The sequence below is a fragment of the Novosphingopyxis sp. YJ-S2-01 genome (assembly GCF_016093175.1).
GTDB lineage: Bacteria > Pseudomonadota > Alphaproteobacteria > Sphingomonadales > Sphingomonadaceae > Novosphingopyxis > Novosphingopyxis iocasae.
In genome coordinates this window covers 2,609,399-2,626,145 of the sequence record NZ_JAEDAI010000001.1, presented here as the reverse complement: position 1 = coordinate 2,626,145, position 16,747 = coordinate 2,609,399, and the positions used below count along the sequence as shown (strand labels likewise).

The following is a 16,747-nucleotide window of genomic DNA, read 5'->3' as shown; positions in this document are numbered from 1 at the left end:
TCATTCGATAAAAAGAGCGTGCCCGTTCAGCCCATCTGAGCCGCCAGTCGCTTGCGCATGGTATCGAGCGCGGCTTTCTTGATCTGACATACGCGCGCGGCGGTTACGCCTAGGACGGCGCCGATTTCTTCGAGGTTCAGTTCTTCGACGAAGAACAATTGCAAAACCATTTGTTCACGCTCGCTGAGCGTACCGATCCCGGCCTGGACGAGCTGCTGTAGCTGATCGCGTTCCAGTGCCACATCCGCGCCATCCTCCTCGGAGGCGAACCAGACGCTGTGTTCGGAATATACCTCGTCCATCGATTCCATCTGGACGTCGGCCGCCTGATCGAAGCGGGCCAGAAATTCCGATGCGCCCAAGCCCATTTCCGCGGCCAGTTCGCTTTCGCCCGGCTCGCGCCCCAGCTGTCCCATCAGCTTTTCCTGCGCCCGGCGCAGATCGCGCCGGAATTGCAGGGCGGAACGGCAGAGATTGGACTGCGCGCGCAGATGATCCATCATCGCCCCGCGAATGCGTGTGCCTGCATAGGTGGAAAACTGGTGGCCCTGGTCTTCATAGCGCCGCGCCGCTTCGATAAGAGCGATCAGGCCGATCTGGATCAGGTCCTCCACCTCGATACTGGATGGCGCACGGCCCGAGACATGCCAGGCGATCTTGCGCACCAGCGGAATGTGATCCTCGACCAGCTGCTGCGGTTTCTGCCGGGACGGCGTGCGACCGTAGGTAAGGCTGTGCTGGGGCTGAAAAGTCATCGTCACGGCCTCCTGTTAAAGCTGTGTGAAGCTGTGCTTGGCTTGCGGGGCAGGCGCCGGAGCGGGTGCCTGCTGGCCGCCGACCGTGGCGATCACCTCGACCGGTTTGTCGTCGGGCAATTCGCGGAAGGAAAGCACTGGGGTGTCGGGGAAGCGCGGACGGAGCAGGTCCGACAATGCCTTGCGGGCAGCGGGCGAGGTGACCAGCGCGAAGCTCTGTTGGCGCAGCATCAGCCGTTCGCTCGATTCCTCGATGGCGGCAAGGATGCGCTGGCCGAGGCCCGGCTCGATTGGGAAGCTGGCATCGCCCGCCACTTTGATCGACTGGCCGATAAGACCTTCCAGCTCCGGGTCGAGCGTGACCACCGGCAGCGGCATGCTGACGGGAACGAGCGACTGGATGATGATGGACCCGATACGCTGGCGCACGCGCTCCACCACGGTCGGGATGTCCGTGCAGCCATCGCCGGTTGCCTCGACCATGGCCGAGCAGAGGCGGCGGAAGTCCTTCAGCGGAACGCCTTCGATCAGCAGCGCGCGGCAGACCGCGGATACCGCGAAGAGCGACAGCGCCTTGGGGGTGAGCCCTTCGACCAGCTCCGGCGCGCGCTCCTTCAAGTTGTCGAGCAGCATCTTGGTCTCGTCCATGCCGAACAGCTGCGCGGCGTTGAGACGAATCATGTGGTTGAGATGTGTGGCGAGTACGGTGGAAGCGTCGACCACGGTGTATCCAGATACGATCGCCTCGGGCCGTTTGTCGGGCGAGATCCAGCGGGCATCCATGCCGAAGGTAGGGTCCTTGCAGACGCGGCCTTCGATCTCCTCGTCGATATCGCCGCTGTCGATGGCCAGCATGTCCTCGGGCCAGATCACGTCTTCGCCGATTACCGTGCCGCCGATTGTGATGCGATAGGCGTTGGGATCGAGCGTCAGATCGTCCTTGATCCGCACCAGCGGGATTACGAAGCCAAGCTCCTTGGACAGCTGCTTGCGGATGCCGGTCACGCGCTTCATCAGCGGCGCATCCTTGCGCTCATCCACCAGCGCGGTAAGCGCGTAGCCGACTTCGATACCCAGCATCGCTTCGTCGGAAACATCGCTCCAGTTGATGAGATTGGGGTTGGGCGGGGGCGCGTCTTCGACCTCTTCCTCTTCCGGCGCAGGGCGCGAAAAGCGATAGGCGAAGTAGGCGGCAACGCCGGCTGCCGGCAGGATGATCATATGCGGCATGCCGGGCAGGACGCCCAGGATCGTCAGGATTGCGGCCACGGGAATCCAGGCCTTGTGCGATCCGAACTGCGAGGAAATCTGGCCGCCAAGATCGAAGGGCGAGGAAACGCGGGTGACGATGGCCGCCGCCGCGATCGACAGCAGCAGGGCTGGCACCTGCGCCACCAGCGCGTCGCCGATGGCGAGCATGGTGTAGGTGGACGCCGCGTCGCCAAGCGCCATGTCGTGGCTGGTAACGCCCAGCACGATACCGCCGACGATGTTGATCACGAGGATCAGGACACCGGCAATGGCATCGCCCTTCACGAACTTGCTGGCGCCATCCATCGAGCCGTAGAAATCGGCTTCGGTGGCAACGTCCACGCGGCGCTGCTTGGCTTCTTCCGGCGTGATGAGGCCGGCGCCCAGATCGGCGTCGATCGCCATCTGCTTGCCGGGCAGGGCGTCCAGGGTGAAGCGAGCGCTGACTTCCGATACGCGGCCCGCACCTTTGGTGATGACGACCATGTTGATGATCATCAGGATCGCAAACACGAACAGGCCGACGACATAGTCGCCGCCGATCAGCATCGAACCAAAGGCTTCGATCACATGGCCCGCGGCGTCCCCGCCCTCATTGCCGGACACCAGCACGACGCGCGTCGAGGCGACGTTGAGGCCGAGGCGCAGCAGCGTCGCGAACAGAAGGACCGTCGGGAAGCTGGAAAAATCGAGCGGCTTGGTGGCGTTCAGCGCCACCATCAGAACCGCGAGCGAGATCATGATGTTGGTGATGAAGCCGACGTCCAGCACGAAGGCGGGCACCGGTAGGACCAGGAACACGACGAGCAGGAGCGTCGCCAGCGGCAACAGCGCCGAGCGGATATCGAGCAGAGCGAGAAAGCCATTGCCGGGCTTGGTGGATTGGGCGTTCATACGAGCGATCAGGCTCCCATCGATGCGAGCAGCATGTAGGCAAGGCGCGCATTGTCGTTACGGTTGAGGTCGGTTCCGGAAGGTGCCTGGCGCTGGCTGGCCAGGCGAAGATAGTCGGCAGGCTGGACGTACGGCATGTCATTGCCGCCCGGCGAATTGTTGCCGCCCATCGGCATATTCGCGCCGTCGCCCAGTTTGGCGGCGAAGCGGCTGCGGATTTCGTCGAAGCTGCGCATGCGCCCGCCCGAGGCGTAGAAGATGTTGCGGTTGGCGCTTGCGGCCTTGCCGAACATGGGTGCGGCGGCGGCGTCCGGGTTCGATGCGTGAGCGGAGAGGAACTTTGCCGCGCCGCCCGCACCAAGGAAGTGGGCGAGGTAGAGATCGACGGGCGCCATCTCCCGGCCCAGCCGGCTTTCGAGGTAATCCTTGTTGTCGGACGCGAACTCCCCGGCCATGGCCGCTGCGACTTCCGGGTTCTTGCGCAGATCGAGGATCGCCTGGCGCATGCCGGGATCGGACACGGTGTAGCGGCCGCGTGAATCCTTGCCGATGGCGTTGGCCGCCCAGTCGAGCCCATGGTTCGCGCCATGCTGATCGACCACGGCCAGCCAGCTCTGGCTGATGAACTGATAGAGGCCGGTGGCCGAGCTGGTGGGTGCCTTCGCGTTTGGGTTCATGCCGCTTTCGATGCGGGCCTGACCCATCAGATAGTCGAAATCGACACCGGTTTTGCGCGCCGACTGCGCGATGGCACGGGTGATGCGGTCACCCCCCATTTTCGCGTAGTTGCTGATATCCGATGGCATTTGCCGTCTCCTGTTTCGGTGGGAGATCAGCAAGAGTTGTGCCAATTCAGTGAAATGATTCCGCTCAACGGTCCTGATTAATTATCTGAACGGATATGTGGCCCATCACGACAAAAGGCCGCGCAAGGCGGCCCCGATATTCGTGATAAAACTGTCGGTCAGGCGGCGCGGGGGCCGTAGCGCAAGCGCCGATCTTCGTGGCCGAGCAGCTCAAGCTTCTGACGCGTATGATCGGTCAGCATGCGCAGCCGCAAGGCAGCGGCGTGGGATAGCTTGTCGATCCGCTCAAACGCTTCGCGCGTGTCGTTGTCGGCATAGATCGCCGGAAGATCACGCAATTCATCGATCAGCGTGGAAAGTTCGCCCGTGGCGGTCATGATGTCCTGCGCGTCACCGGCGTCGAGCGCGGCGATCAGGCGTTCCTGCGCGGTCTGGATCGAAAGGATCGGCATATGCCGCGTCAGCCTTCGCTATAGAGGTCGAGCGCGATCATCTTCTGCGCAAGCTTTTGCGGATCGACGATGTAGCTTCCCTCCGCAATGGCGGCGCGGATTTCGGCGATCTTGGCCTGATCGACGGGCGCGCCTTCGCTGGCGATCGTCGCTGCATCGGATTGACGCACCGAAGTCTCGTTGCTGGCGGGTCGGCTCGCGCCGATGGAAGAAACCGCCTTGGCACTGCCGCCTCGCAATGCCGCCGTGGAAACGGGGCTGTAGCCGGTGGTACGATCGAGTTTCATGATAACCTCTTTCAGTGTCTCGGTACCGGTAACGGCAGCTGAGGTTGGACTTTAAGAAAAACTTTAAAAAAAATTCGGCGTTCGCGGAAGCGGGGCTCAGCTGCCCGGAACCGACACCTCGCCGATATCGACGACGCGCGCCAGAATGGGCTTGGCCATCCGGTCCGCGCGGACCGAGATCATGTCGCCGATCTTGCCGTTCTTGTCTGCGATCATGGTGCGGGAAATAGCGAAACCGGTGCCCTCTACGGTGAGCCGGACGGCCTGGCCGCGGCTGACGGCGTCTTCTTCCTTCACCCTTGAGGCAGGCGATGCTGCGGAGCTGCGCGTCGCTGCGTCGAGCTTCAGCGGTACCCGGATCGACCAGCCGACAGGCTCGCAGCGGACGACCGCGGCGCCGAGTACGGGGCCGGATACGGCAGGTGCCTCCGGGCAGGCTTTCAGCTTCAGACGGCGGTCGACCGGCGCGCGTGCACCGCCCGGCTCACCAATTTCGGCGCCCATATGGGCGGCCACCGCCACATCAAGATCGGTCAGATTCTGGAAACCGGCGGCTGCGGCCGGGGCAACGGCTATTGCAGCGGCGGCGGCGATCGCGGTCGGAAGAAGGGCAGGGCGCATGAACTCGAATCCTCGGATCGAAAAGACTGTCGGTTTTTCCAAAGCAAGGGGCATGCCAAAATTTCAGTCGCTAATCGTGACGGTGATTCCTTCTGCACCGCCAGCATGGGGCGGAACGGTCGGATCAATATGATCGGACGGTACGCCGCCGCGTTCGAGCGCGTACATGATCGCGGCGGTTCGCGCGGCGGCCTGTTCCCAGCCGTCGAGACGTGCATTGCCGTGACGATCGTCGATTGCAACCCGAACGGAAACGCGCCGCCCGCCGGCGGTGCGCGCCATGTTCCGCACCCAGCTGTCGCCCTGCACGGAAAGGCGGGCCTCGCCCGGTTCGAACAGGCGGCCGATAGCGACGGTCACGCTGTTGCCGCCTTCCATATGCTCGCGCCTGCTCATCAGAGGATGGGACACGAGTTCGCGCTGGTGCAGTTCGCCGATCAGCGCGACGGAACCGAGCAGGATCAGCGAAAGGTCGATAAATCCGACCATGGAGCGTTTCGATGTCATGGAGTGGCCGCTTCCTTTGGCTGGAGCGTATCGGGCGGATCGCCCAGGATTGGCACCACAGGCCGCCGCGGCGCGCGATCGGGATATTCGGCGCGGGCCAGCGCAAGCATGCGTTCGCTGATTTCGGTTTGCCACGCCGCCTCACGCCCGCCGAGCATCTGCAGACGGCGCGCGATCGGACCGGCGATCAGATGCGCAAAGGCAAGGCCGTAGAGGCTGGTAAGCAGGCATAGTGCCATAGCAGTGCCGAGGCCCTCGACGCTCTCCATGCGCCCGAACATCTCGACCAGGCCGATGACGGTGCCGAGCATGCCGAGCGCGGGCGCCGCATCGGCGATATCCTCCCACATCTGCACCGCGACCGCGCGCGCCGCGTTGCGCGTGGCGCTGTCCTGCGTGACGATATGGGCAAACGCCGCGAAGTCCGGCGCATCGGACATCTCACTGGCGAGCTTGGCGGTATAGGCGCAGGCCAAAGCCGGCCTGTCGGCGCAGCTCACCCCGCGGCGGTGGACGATGTCTTCCACAATGACGCTGGACAGCCGCGCCTGTTCGCCCGCGTCCGCGGTTCGGTGAAGCGATAGCGATGTCGCAAAACCGATCATGATGCCGCGAACGCCGTTCTGCACCAGCGCGACCAGCAGGCAGCCGAGGCCGACCAGCAGAAGCGCGCCCGGATCCAGGAAGCGGGCCCATTGGATCGACATCATATTGCGGTCCTCACTCACCCGGCAAAAACTTGCCGGGCGGCAAAATGCTGCCGCCCGGATGGCAATGGCCCCCCAAAACCGCTCGAAAACAGATCAAAGCCGCTCAGGCGCGTGTTTGGCACGCCCTTTGCTTAGTCATGCTCGGCAGTCCGATCGCCACAGGTCGTCAACGGCAGATGGCGAGCGGGATTAAGCAGGAAATGATATTATGGCAGACAAAATTTTCGGCATTCACGGGGACGCGCTTCAGCTGCGATCGCAGCGGCTGTCGATGCTGGCTTCCAATATCGCGAACGCCGCCACGCCCGGCTACAAGGCCCGCGACCTCGATTTCGAGAAGGCGATGAGCCAGGTCCGCAAAAGCGGATCGGATGCCACGCAGGCGATGGAAGGCAATGCCGGCTACCGCGTCCCGCTACAGACCTCGCTCGACGGCAACACGGTCGAGCTTTCCACCGAACAGACGCTCTTCGCCGAGAACGCGGTCGGCTATTCGACCACGCTCTCTTTCCTAGAGGCGCGCGTGAACACGCTCACCCGCGCGATCCGAGGAGAATAACCCATGCCCGGACCGATGAATATCTTCGACATATCCGGCCGCGCGATGTCCGCGCAGCTGACGCGCATGAACACCACCGCGTCCAACCTCGCCAATGCACGCACCGTCTATAAGAGCGCCGAGGAGGCTTACCGTGCGATCAAGCCGGTGTTCCGCACGGCAACCGGCGGAGACGGCATCGCCACGGTGGATGTCGAGAAGGTGGTGAAGTCCAACACCGAACCGCGCATGCGGCACGATCCCACCAATCCGCTGGCTGATGCCGACGGCAATGTGTGGGACGCCGGCGTCGACGAGGCGGCCGAGTTGATCGATATGATCGAGACCGCCCGCCAGTATCAGAACAATGTGCAGGTGATGCAGACCGCAAAGTCGCTGATCCTCGATACCGTGAAGATGGGCCAATGAGTACGATCGATAATACGCTCCCCGCCGGCCTGACGCGGGCGCAGCCGATGAACGCCACCGGCGGCGGCACGCTCGATCAGAGCAGCTTCCTGAAGCTGATGACCGCGCAGATCAAATTCCAGGATCCGTTCAAGCCGGTCGATAACCAGCAGATGGTCGCGCAGATGGCGCAGTTTTCCAGCGTTGCGGGCATCGCCGAGATGAACCAGTCGCTGAAGAACATTTCCGCGGCCTTCTCCACGTCGCGGCTGTCCGAGGCGTCGCAGTTCATCGGCAAGAATGTGCTCGCCAAGGGCGATGTTGCAGCGATGGATGCAAACGGCCTGTATCGCGGCGAGGTTACGCTTACTGGCCGTGCCGATAAGCTCACGATCGAGCTGGTCGATGGCAAAGGCTCTGTCGTGCGCTCCATGACGGGCGGTCCCATTGAAGCGGGCGCGGTGCCCTTCGCTTTTCAGAGCACCGATGAGAACGGCCAGCCCGTCGATCTTGGAAATCTCAAGGTGCGTGTTTCGGGCGGTGTGCCGTCCTCGACTGCAACCTGGCTACCTGTTTCCGTGGTCGGAATTTCGTCCGTCGGTAACGGCGCGGTGCTGACGACGCCAGCCGGCCCGATCGATGTCGACGCGGTGCGCGGCGTCGGCTGATCAAGCCCGAAATTTACCCGAACCGAATTACCCCCAAGGAGAATATCCGATGTCTTTCCTTACTTCTCTGAGCGGTCTGAAGGCTGCCCAGTCCGATCTTTCCGTGGTTTCCAACAACATCGCCAACAGCAACTCGACCGGTTTCAAGAAGAGCCGCGCGCAGTTCGGCGATCTGTTTGCCGCCTCGCCCACGCAGACCACCAAGATGATCGCCGGCCAGGGCACGCAGCTTCAGGGCATTACGCAGCAGTTTACGCAGGGAACGCTGGAATCGACCGATCGCACGCTCGATCTCGCAGTGGCAGGCGATGGCTTCTTCACCGTCAAGAGTCCCTCGACGACAGGGGCGATCACCTACACCCGGAACGGCTCGTTCAGCGTCAACAATCAACGCGATGTCGTCGATGCAACCGGTAACATCGTTCAACTGCTGCCGATCGATGCGGATGGCAATATTACCTCCACAGATGCCGCCGACATGACCAATCTGCGCCTGCCGGATGCTGATCCGAATGATCCGAACGCTGTGCTGGCGAACATTGCGGTCGGCACCAACGGTGTGCTCACCGCTACCTTCTCCAACGGCAATCAGCAGGCGCTGGGTGCCTTGGCGATGGCGAGCTTCGACGCGGTCGAAAACCTGCGTCCCGTGGGCGATGCGCACTGGCAGGCAACGGGTCTTTCCGGCGGCGCCAAGCTGTCGCAGGCCGGCACCGGTCCGCTCGGCACGGTGCGCTCAGGTTCGCTCGAGACGGCGAATATCGACATCACCGAAGAGCTCGTCTCGCTCATCGCCGCACAGCGCAACTTCCAGGCGAACGCGCAGGCGATCGAGACGGCCAACAACATGACGCAGACGATCGTCAACCTGCAGGTCTGATCGGCCTGAAGGTTAAGTAGCTGGCTTTGCAGGAGTAGACCCATGGACCGGATGATCCATCTCAGCCTTCGCGCCATGCAGGGGGTGATGAATCGCCAGACCGCGATCGCGCATAACATGGCGAATGCGGACACGACCGGCTTTCGCGCCGAGATCGTGAGCGCCCAGGCGCAATATCTCCACGGGGAAGGCCTGCAAAGCCGCGCGAGCCCGAACGAATATGTGCTGACGGCCGATCTCAACCCCGGCGCAGTGGAACAGACCGGCCGCCCGCTCGACATCGCAATGAACGGGCAGACCATGCTCGCCGTGCAGGCACCCAATGGGGATGAAGGCTACACCCGCCGCGGCGATCTGATGATGAACGAGACCGGCCTGCTCACGACGGGCGATGGCTTTCCGGTGCTGGGGGAGGGCGGCCCGCTGGTCGTGCCGCCCGCTGACAGCATCCAGATCGCCGAAGATGGCGGTGTGTGGATTGTGCCCAAGGGGGGCGATCCCAATCAGCCACAGCAGGTCGATCGCCTGCGCCTCGTCAACCCGAAAGGCAGCGAGGTGGTTAAAGCGGAGGATACCCTCTTCCGGGTTAAGAACGGCGGCGCTCTGCCGTCTGATCCTGATGCAAGGCTGCAAAGCGGCGCGCTGGAAGGATCGAACGTCAACATGACCCAGGCTCTAGTCGACATGATCGAAACCAGCCGTGCCTACGAAGCGCAGGTCAAGCTGATGCAGAGCGCCAAGGAAATGGACGATGGCGGCGCCAGCGTCATGCAGCTGCCGCGCTGATCCGCGGCACGATTATTCGCCGCGATAAGCGGCGCGAACGGAGACTGAGTAAATGAGCAATTCAGCCTTGCAGGTCGCCCGCACCGGGCTCGACGCACAGAACACCAAGATGCGCGTGATCGCCAATAACCTGGCGAACGTGAACACCACCGGCTTCAAGCGGGACCGCGCGCAGTTCGAGACGCTGGCCTATCAGCAGGTCGTTCAGAAGGGCGCGGCGGCGGACCAGCAGAACAAGTTCGCCACCGGCCTGTCGCTCGGCACCGGTGTCGCCGTCGCGGGAACCGCGCGCATCGATACGCAAGGGTCGCTTCAGACCACCGGCAATTCGATGGACATCGCGATCCAGGGGTCCGGATATTTTCAGGTGCAGATGCCCGACGGCTCCACCGCTTATACCCGCGCGGGCGATTTCAGCATCACCGCTGAGGGCGCGATGGTGACGTCGGAAGGTCTGCCGCTGCAGCCGCAGATCCAGGTGCCGCAGGGCGCAACCGCCATTACCATCGGCGCGGATGGCACCGTCTCTGCGACGCTGGCAGGGCAGGCGGAACCCAGCGAACTGGGCCGGATCGAGATTAGCAATTTCATCAATTCGGCCGGTCTCGAATCAATCGGCAACAATCTTCTGAAGGAAACCGCCGCCAGCGGCGCGCCGATTACGGGCGCAGCAGGCGAGGAAGGGCGGGGCGTTTTGCGCCAGGGCATGCTCGAGGGATCGAACGTCAATATTGTCGAGGAGCTTGTTGACATGATCGAAACCCAAAGAGCGTACGAAGTGAATTCCAAGATGATCAAGGCGACGGACGAAATGCTCCAGTTCGCCAATCAGCAGCTGTGAAGGTGATGACGAAAATGAAGAACATGCTCGTCCTTTTCGCCGCTGCGCCGCTACTCTCGGCCTGTTTCGCCAGCCAGCAGGCACGGCCCGATCCGGCCTATGCCGCCACGCTTGCACCTCCGCCCGTGCCGCAGCCGGTCGCCGCGTCGAACGGCTCCATCTTTCAGGCAGCGAACGGCTATGCCGCGCTCACCAGCGGCGCGCGCGCCGCGCGGATTGGCGATCTTCTCACGATCGCGCTGGTCGAACGCACCCAGGCGGTGAAAACCAACAGCGCCAATGTGGATCGCAATGGCAGTTTCGGCATCACGCCGCCCGCCACCGGCCCGTTCGCCTTGTTCGATCCGAGTGATGTCAGCGTTTCCGGGGGCACCAAATTCAAGGGCGGTGGTAGCGCGCAGCAGAGCAACGCGCTGACCGGACAGATCAGCGTGACCGTGGCGGAAATCTTCCCCAACGGTACCATGCTGGTGCGCGGCGAGAAGCTGATCCGTCTGAACCGCGGCGACGAATTTGTCCGGTTCAGCGGCCTGGTTCGCATGGCCGATATCGGCCCGGAAAATGTCGTGCCCTCCACCCGCGTTGCGCAGGCCCATATCGATTATAGCGGAAAGGGCGAAATCGCCCAGGCCAGCAAGCAGGGCTGGCTGCAGCGCTTCTTCAACATTGTGAGCCCGTTCTGATGAACCGTTTTGCAAACCTCATTGCCCGCATCGGCCTGGTCCTTTCGGCTGCGCTTCTGGCCGCCGCGCCCGCGTCGGCTGACCGGATCAAGGATCTTGGCAGCTTCCAGGGTCTGCGCTCAAACCAGCTGACTGGTTACGGCATTGTCGTGGGCCTGGCCGGCACGGGCGACGACAGCCTGGAATATGCCACTGTCGCCATGAAGGGCGTCACCACGCGCTTCGGTTTGACGCTGCCGCCGGGCATCAATCCGGCCACCAAGAACGCCGCTGCCGTCATGGTCACCGCCGATCTTCCGGCGATGGCCAAGCCTGGCCAGCGCATTGACGTGACTGTGTCGGCGATCGGCAAGGCAAAGTCTCTGCGGGGCGGCACGCTCATCATGATGCCGCTCTTAGGCGCCGACGGACAGATCTACGCCATGGCGCAGGGTAATCTCGCGGTTGGCGGCCTGGGCGTCGAGGGACGCGACGGTTCGACCACCACGGTGAACATTCCGTCCGTAGGCCGCATCGCCGGCGGTGCATCGGTCGAGCGTGCAGTGGCGACCGGGTTCGAGCAGAGCCCGTTCCTGACCTTCAACCTTGCCGAGGCCGATCTCACCACCGCGCTGCGCGTAGCGGATGCCATTAACGGCCAGGTCGGTAAGGATCTGGCAACCGCCAGCGATGCCGTTTCCATTGCGATCCGCGCGCCGCTCGATCCGCAGTCGCGGGTCATGCTGATGGGCGCGATCGAGAATATGGAAGTGACGCCCGCCGAAGCGCCCGCCCGCGTCATCGTGAACGCGCGCACCGGCACCGTCGTCATCAACGGCGCGGTGCGGATCAGCCCGGCCGCGGTCAGCCACGGCTCGCTCACGGTCCGTGTGCAGGAAAGCCCGGTCATCGTGCAGCCCGAACCGTTCAGCCGCGGCCGTACCGCGGTGGAGCCGCGCAGCGACATCGCCATCAGCGAAGAACCGGCGAGTGCCTTCATCACCCGCGGCGCTTCGCTCTCCGAGATTGTTCAGTCGATCAACGCGATCGGCGCCAGCCCGAGCGATCTGCTCGCCATTCTGGACGCGCTGAAACAGGCCGGTGCGCTGAAAGCGGAGCTTGTAATCCTGTGACCGACATCACCGCCTCGAAAGCCCTCGCCGGCGCCGTTTCCGGCACCAGCCCCTCCGCCCCTGCCAAGCCGGGCAAGCATGAGGAGCTGGAAGCCGCTGCGAAGGCGTTCGAGTCGGTGTTCCTGCGCCAGATGCTCGGATCGATGCGCAGCGCCGGGCTCGCCGATGATCTGTTCGGCAATCAGGCAACAGAGCAATTTCGCGACATGCAGGACTCCAAACTGGCCGATTCCATGGCCGGTGACTTCGGCATCGCGGATCTTCTGCTGAAGCAGTTCGAGGGCAAGATATGAGCGGGCTTTTTTCCATCGGTCGGTCTGCGCTGCGCGGTTATACCGCGGCGCTCGACACCGTGTCTCAGAACATCGCCAATTCGGAAAACGGCGACTACGTCCGCCGCGCCGTACGCCTAGGCGACGCCACCATCACCGGATCGCTGAACCCGCTCTACTCCGTGCAGAGCGGGCTGAACGGCGTAGCGGTGGGTGAAATTGCCCGCTCGGGTGACGAATTTCTGGAAGCTTCCGTCCGCATGAGCGGCGCTGCGCTGGTGCGCGCGGAAACCGCGACCAGTTGGCTCGGCGCCATCGAGTCCGGGCTCGACAATGCCGGCGAGCATGTCGGCAAGCGGCTGACCGAATTCTACACCCGCGCGCAGGAGCTTTCCGCGGTTCCCTTCGACAGTGCGCTCCGCGTCACCTTCATCAACGAGATCAACAGCACCGCGGAAACCTTCCGCCGCACTGCCGATACCATGAACCTGACCAAGGACCAGATCGGCTCGCGCGCTTTGTCCGAAGTCAACGGCATGACGCAGAGCCTTGAGGCGCTGGCGAGCATCAATCTGGATTTGCGGCGCACGCAGCCCGGCACGCAGGCCCATGCCGGCCTGCTCGACAATCGCGACTCTGTGCTCGCCGTTCTGAGCGAGCGGCTGGATGTGAAAATTTCGCTTGGCGATAATGGCATCGCCACCGTTAGCTATGCCGATATGGAAATCGCCGGTGTTGCTACGTCAGCCAAGCTCAGCATGGTCGATCGGCCCGATGGCAGCTTCCGCATCGATGTGAACGGGCAAGAGGGCAAGGTTCCGGCCAATGGCATGTTGGCCGGCCTCAGCCGCACGCGCAGCGCCGTGACGACCGAACTGGCCCAGCTCGACCAGCTGGCCGAGGATTTTGCGACGCAGGTGAACAGCTGGCATGCCGGAGGGGTGACGGATGCAGGAGCGGCCGGAAAGCAGCTCGTGACCACCGGGGGCGGCGCGGCCGGGATCCAGCTGATCGCCACGAAGCCGGAAGAACTCGCGGTGGCGGACAGCACCGGGAAGCCCAACGGCAATCTCGTGGCGCTGGCTGGTCTGCGAACCAGCGGCGGTATCGAACAGAACTGGAACCAGCTGATCGCGGGGCATTCCAATCTGGTGCTCGCCGCGCAGAACGAGCAGGCCGCCGCCACCGCGCTGGACCGCAACTCGCGCAGCCGCCGCGATGATGTGGCGCGCGTCGATCTGGACCGCGAGACTGCCGATCTCATCCGATTGCAGCAGTCTTATGATGCCGCCAGCCGCGTCATCCAGGTCGCGCGAGAAACCACCCAGTCGATCCTGTCTATCTTCTGACCGGCGCGTCTTTCGCGCGCATAAGGAACCGAGCTTATGGTCCAGTCCATCAATCGCAATCGTCCGCGGGACGCGGTGCAGGCCCAGCTCAATCTGGGTAAGGCGATCGCCGAGCAGCAGGAGGCTATTTCCAGCGGCAAGCGGCTGGTGCTTCCTTCGGACGATCCGCAGGGCTGGCTGGAACTCTCGCTCATCGCGCGCCAGCAAACAGACGAGGCGGCGTCCACGGCCAATATCGGACGCGCCGAAACCCGCGCCGTTCAGGCGGAATCGAGCATGAACGAGATCGCGGCGGGCCTTACGCGCGCGAAAGAACTGATCGTGCTTTCGAACAATGATTCGGTCAGCGCCGTGGACCGGGAGGGCATTGCGATCGAGCTGGAAGGCATCCGGGCCAACTTCCGGGATATCCTCGATCAGGGCGATCCGTTTGGGGGCAAGTTGTTCGGGACGATTGCGATTGAAGTTCCGATCGGCGGGACCCGCAATGTCGTCGCTTCTCCGACCTATGCGCGGATCGCGGAAAACATTCCTGACGGAAGCGGCGGTACGACATCGATCGAACAGCTGTTTCAGGATGCGATCGATGCGATGCGCACCGGCACGCAGCCGGAACGCGAAGGCATGCTGCGCCCGGTCGACAAGGTCATCGATCACATGACCCAGATGCTGACCGAGCAGGGCGTGGTAAAGGGGCGTCTCAACAGCGCGCGCGAGCAATATTCGGAAAGCCGCATCGTTCTAGCCAGTCGCCGCAAGGAGATTGAGGAGGTCGATGTCAGCGAAGCGATCACCCGTCTCCAGGCGCTCCAGGTTTCACTGGAGGCGGCACAAGCGGTGTATGCGAAAATCGAGCAGAGATCGCTGATGGATTATCTCCGCTAAGCGTCGCCCGCGGTCGGAAAACAGCCTTAATGGAAGGACGCCGCGGCCGTTAACTTAGTCGACCCGGCTGCCGTTCAGCCGATCACTGCCGGACGGATCATCCGTTCCAGGCGATCTACAGGGATTTATCCGTCATGATGGTTGCAATCGGTCTCGTCATTCTTCTGGTTATGGTGTTCGGAGGGTTCATCATTTCCGGTGGTGATATCGGCGCCGTGCTTCATGCGCTCCCCATCGAAATGATGGTGATCGGCGGGGCGGCGGTGGCCGCTATCGTGATCGGCAATAGCGGGCCGGACCTGAAAGCGCTCGGCGGCGGCTTCGCCAAGGTCTTCAAGGGGCCGAAATACAAGCGGCAGGATTATCTGGATTGCATCTTCCTGTGCGGAAAGCTGACGAAGATGATGCGTTCCGAAGGGCCGGTGGCCCTGGAGCCGCATGTCGAAGATCCCCAGAATAGCGCAGTTTTTGCTGAGTTCCCGCGCCTGCTTGCGGACAAGACATTGGTGGCGCTGATTTGCGATAGCCTGCGCCTCGTCGTGGTTTCTTCGGGCGACCTCGATCCCCATTCGGTCGAGGATGTGGTCGATCAGCATCTGAAGTCGCATCATCATGAAGCGATGGGCCCTGCGAACAATCTGCAGTGGCTGGCAGACGCGTTGCCCGCGCTCGGCATCGTTGCCGCCGTGCTCGGCGTTGTGAAAACGATGGGTGCGATCGATCAACCACCGGAAGTTCTGGGTGAGATGATCGGCTCGGCGCTGGTCGGCACCTTTCTCGGCGTGCTTCTGGCTTACGGCATCGTCGGCCCGATCGCGAACCGGGTGAAGGCGATCATCGAGGAAGATCACAAGATCTACGAGACCGCCAAGCAGATCATTGTCGCCACTTTGCATGGCCATCCGCAGCCGCTGGTGATCGAGGCCGCACGCTCTGGCTTGAGCCACGCCAACCAGCCCAGCTTCGCCGATGTGTTCGACGGTCTGAGGGCGCGCTGAGGCCATGGCTAGCGCTCCCAAAGGGGACAATCTGCGCCCCATCATCATCAAGAAGATCATCGAGGATGGCCATGGCGGCCATCATGGCGGTGCGTGGAAGGTGGCCTATGCCGACTTCGTGACGGCGATGATGGCGTTCTTCCTGCTGATGTGGTTGCTTGGCGCGACGGATGAAGACCAGCGCAAGGCGATCGCGGACTACTTCGCACCTACGCTGGTGGAAATGAAACAGGGCAGCGCCGGCTCCAACGGTTTGTTCGGGGGCGAATCCGTCGTTTCGCGCGATGATTATCCCCATGCGCCGGGCCAGACCGGAACCCGCACGTTGACCATCCCCAAGGATGCCACCGGCAGCCGCGACGGCGCGGACCTTGCCTTGCGCAAGGAGGAGCAGAAACGCTTCGACGCGATCGAGAAGGAAATTCGCAAGCGGCTTCAGGAAAAGGCAGAGCTGCGCAACCTGTCCGAGAACATCAAATTCATCCGGACGACGGAGGGGCTACGGATCGAGGTTGTCGATGCCGCGGACTTTGCCATGTTCCAGCTTTCGAGCAATCGGCTGGTTCCGCGCGCCGCTAAGCTGCTCCAAGAAGTGGCGGGTGCGATCCGTGACCTTCCGAACGCCATCGCCGTACGCGGGCATACGGACAGTCTGCCTTACGCCTCGGGCAAGACGATGAACAATTGGCTACTCTCCGCGGCACGTGCCGAAGCAACCCGGCAGGGCCTGCTTTCCGGCGGACTGAAGGAGGATCGTTTCGACAAGATCGAAGGTGTGTCGGACCGGCAGCCCTACAACGCAGGCGATGCAGCCGACCCGCGCAACCGGCGCATGTCGATTACGCTCTTGACCCAGGCCAGCAGCGGGCGTGCGATTAGTGAAGAAGTCGCCGAAGGGCTTTCGTCTTCCAGCATACACCCAAAGTAATCATCTAGTAATTACTTGCCATTTACCATCTGTTTACCAGATTATCCTATTTCCAACTATCAGCGTGAGGCATCGGCTGTGCAATAGGGCTAGCCGATCCCAGAAGTTGAGTGGGG

General features: G+C 62.8%; 21 protein-coding genes. 13 read left to right on the top strand and 8 right to left on the bottom strand.

Annotated features, from left to right (window positions below; all coding sequences use genetic code 11):
* Nucleotides 1-26: 26 nt before the first annotated feature.
* From I6A82_RS12865 to I6A82_RS12830, 8 genes are all read right to left on the bottom strand, one after another.
* A complete protein-coding gene (locus I6A82_RS12865) occupies nucleotides 27-755 on the bottom strand; it encodes a sigma-70 family RNA polymerase sigma factor (protein ID WP_187336746.1) in 729 nt (242 codons plus the stop codon).
* 15 nt (nucleotides 756-770) lie between these two features.
* Nucleotides 771-2,900 (bottom strand): flagellar biosynthesis protein FlhA, encoded by a 2,130-nt coding sequence (gene flhA, locus I6A82_RS12860; RefSeq protein ID WP_198095196.1) that lies wholly within the window; start codon nucleotides 2,898-2,900, stop codon nucleotides 771-773.
* Nucleotides 2,901-2,908: 8 nt separating this feature from the next.
* A complete protein-coding gene (locus I6A82_RS12855; protein ID WP_198095195.1) occupies nucleotides 2,909-3,706 on the bottom strand; it encodes a transglycosylase SLT domain-containing protein in 798 nt (265 codons plus the stop codon).
* Nucleotides 3,707-3,864: 158 nt separating this feature from the next.
* Nucleotides 3,865-4,158, bottom strand: a complete 294-nt coding sequence (locus I6A82_RS12850) for a hypothetical protein (RefSeq protein WP_187336743.1) — start codon at nucleotides 4,156-4,158, stop codon at nucleotides 3,865-3,867.
* An 8-nt stretch (nucleotides 4,159-4,166) separates the two neighbouring features.
* A complete protein-coding gene (gene flgM / locus I6A82_RS12845) occupies nucleotides 4,167-4,445 on the bottom strand; it encodes a flagellar biosynthesis anti-sigma factor FlgM (RefSeq protein WP_198095194.1) in 279 nt (92 codons plus the stop codon).
* Nucleotides 4,446-4,541: 96 nt separating this feature from the next.
* Nucleotides 4,542-5,066, bottom strand: a complete 525-nt coding sequence (locus I6A82_RS12840; protein WP_198095193.1) for a flagella basal body P-ring formation protein FlgA — start codon at nucleotides 5,064-5,066, stop codon at nucleotides 4,542-4,544.
* A gap of 63 nt (nucleotides 5,067-5,129) precedes the next feature.
* The gene (locus I6A82_RS12835; protein WP_198095192.1) at nucleotides 5,130-5,573 is read right to left on the bottom strand and encodes a hypothetical protein; all 444 of its coding nucleotides are present in this window, start codon (nucleotides 5,571-5,573) and stop codon (nucleotides 5,130-5,132) included.
* Nucleotides 5,570-6,283 (bottom strand): MotA/TolQ/ExbB proton channel family protein, encoded by a 714-nt coding sequence (locus tag I6A82_RS12830; protein WP_198095191.1) that lies wholly within the window; start codon nucleotides 6,281-6,283, stop codon nucleotides 5,570-5,572. Before I6A82_RS12830 ends, I6A82_RS12835 begins: the two co-directional genes overlap by 4 nt.
* A gap of 208 nt (nucleotides 6,284-6,491) precedes the next feature.
* Between I6A82_RS12830 and flgB the strand changes: the two genes are divergently transcribed.
* The 13 genes from flgB (at nucleotide 6,492) to I6A82_RS12765 (ending at nucleotide 16,631) form a co-directional block, all read left to right on the top strand.
* Complete coding sequence (gene flgB, locus I6A82_RS12825; RefSeq protein ID WP_187336738.1) at nucleotides 6,492-6,842, top strand: flagellar basal body rod protein FlgB; 351 nt, start codon at nucleotides 6,492-6,494, stop codon at nucleotides 6,840-6,842.
* Between the two features lie 15 nt (nucleotides 6,843-6,857).
* Nucleotides 6,858-7,250, top strand: a complete 393-nt coding sequence (flgC, locus tag I6A82_RS12820) for a flagellar basal body rod protein FlgC (protein WP_187337029.1) — start codon at nucleotides 6,858-6,860, stop codon at nucleotides 7,248-7,250.
* Nucleotides 7,247-7,897 carry a flagellar hook assembly protein FlgD gene (locus I6A82_RS12815; protein WP_198095190.1) on the top strand — a complete coding sequence of 217 codons (651 nt, stop codon included), beginning with the start codon at nucleotides 7,247-7,249 and terminating at the stop codon, nucleotides 7,895-7,897. Before flgC ends, I6A82_RS12815 begins: the two co-directional genes overlap by 4 nt.
* A 49-nt stretch (nucleotides 7,898-7,946) precedes the next feature.
* Nucleotides 7,947-8,777 (top strand): flagellar hook-basal body complex protein, encoded by an 831-nt coding sequence (locus I6A82_RS12810; RefSeq protein ID WP_198095189.1) that lies wholly within the window; start codon nucleotides 7,947-7,949, stop codon nucleotides 8,775-8,777.
* Nucleotides 8,778-8,819: 42 nt separating this feature from the next.
* On the top strand, nucleotides 8,820-9,563 hold the full coding sequence (locus I6A82_RS12805) for a flagellar basal body rod protein FlgF (RefSeq protein ID WP_198095188.1): 744 nt from the start codon (nucleotides 8,820-8,822) through the stop codon (nucleotides 9,561-9,563).
* Between the two features lie 52 nt (nucleotides 9,564-9,615).
* Nucleotides 9,616-10,404 (top strand): flagellar basal-body rod protein FlgG, encoded by a 789-nt coding sequence (flgG, locus tag I6A82_RS12800; RefSeq protein ID WP_187336734.1) that lies wholly within the window; start codon nucleotides 9,616-9,618, stop codon nucleotides 10,402-10,404.
* A gap of 14 nt (nucleotides 10,405-10,418) precedes the next feature.
* Complete coding sequence (locus I6A82_RS12795) at nucleotides 10,419-11,087, top strand: flagellar basal body L-ring protein FlgH (protein WP_187336733.1); 669 nt, start codon at nucleotides 10,419-10,421, stop codon at nucleotides 11,085-11,087.
* Entirely contained in the window at nucleotides 11,087-12,199 is a 1,113-nt protein-coding gene (locus I6A82_RS12790) for a flagellar basal body P-ring protein FlgI (RefSeq protein WP_198095187.1), read from the top strand. The genes I6A82_RS12795 and I6A82_RS12790 overlap by 1 nt, the downstream gene beginning before the upstream one ends.
* Nucleotides 12,196-12,492, top strand: a complete 297-nt coding sequence (locus I6A82_RS14705; protein WP_332310974.1) for a rod-binding protein — start codon at nucleotides 12,196-12,198, stop codon at nucleotides 12,490-12,492. The genes I6A82_RS12790 and I6A82_RS14705 overlap by 4 nt, the downstream gene beginning before the upstream one ends.
* Nucleotides 12,489-13,820 (top strand): flagellar hook-associated protein FlgK, encoded by a 1,332-nt coding sequence (locus I6A82_RS12780; protein ID WP_198095186.1) that lies wholly within the window; start codon nucleotides 12,489-12,491, stop codon nucleotides 13,818-13,820. The genes I6A82_RS14705 and I6A82_RS12780 overlap by 4 nt, the downstream gene beginning before the upstream one ends.
* Nucleotides 13,821-13,856: 36 nt before the next feature.
* Nucleotides 13,857-14,705 carry a flagellin gene (locus I6A82_RS12775; RefSeq protein WP_187336730.1) on the top strand — a complete coding sequence of 283 codons (849 nt, stop codon included), beginning with the start codon at nucleotides 13,857-13,859 and terminating at the stop codon, nucleotides 14,703-14,705.
* A gap of 134 nt (nucleotides 14,706-14,839) precedes the next feature.
* A complete protein-coding gene (gene motA / locus I6A82_RS12770; protein WP_198095185.1) occupies nucleotides 14,840-15,703 on the top strand; it encodes a flagellar motor stator protein MotA in 864 nt (287 codons plus the stop codon).
* Between the two features lie 4 nt (nucleotides 15,704-15,707).
* Nucleotides 15,708-16,631 carry a flagellar motor protein MotB gene (locus I6A82_RS12765; RefSeq protein WP_198095184.1) on the top strand — a complete coding sequence of 308 codons (924 nt, stop codon included), beginning with the start codon at nucleotides 15,708-15,710 and terminating at the stop codon, nucleotides 16,629-16,631.
* The last annotated feature ends 116 nt before the right edge of the window (nucleotides 16,632-16,747 follow it).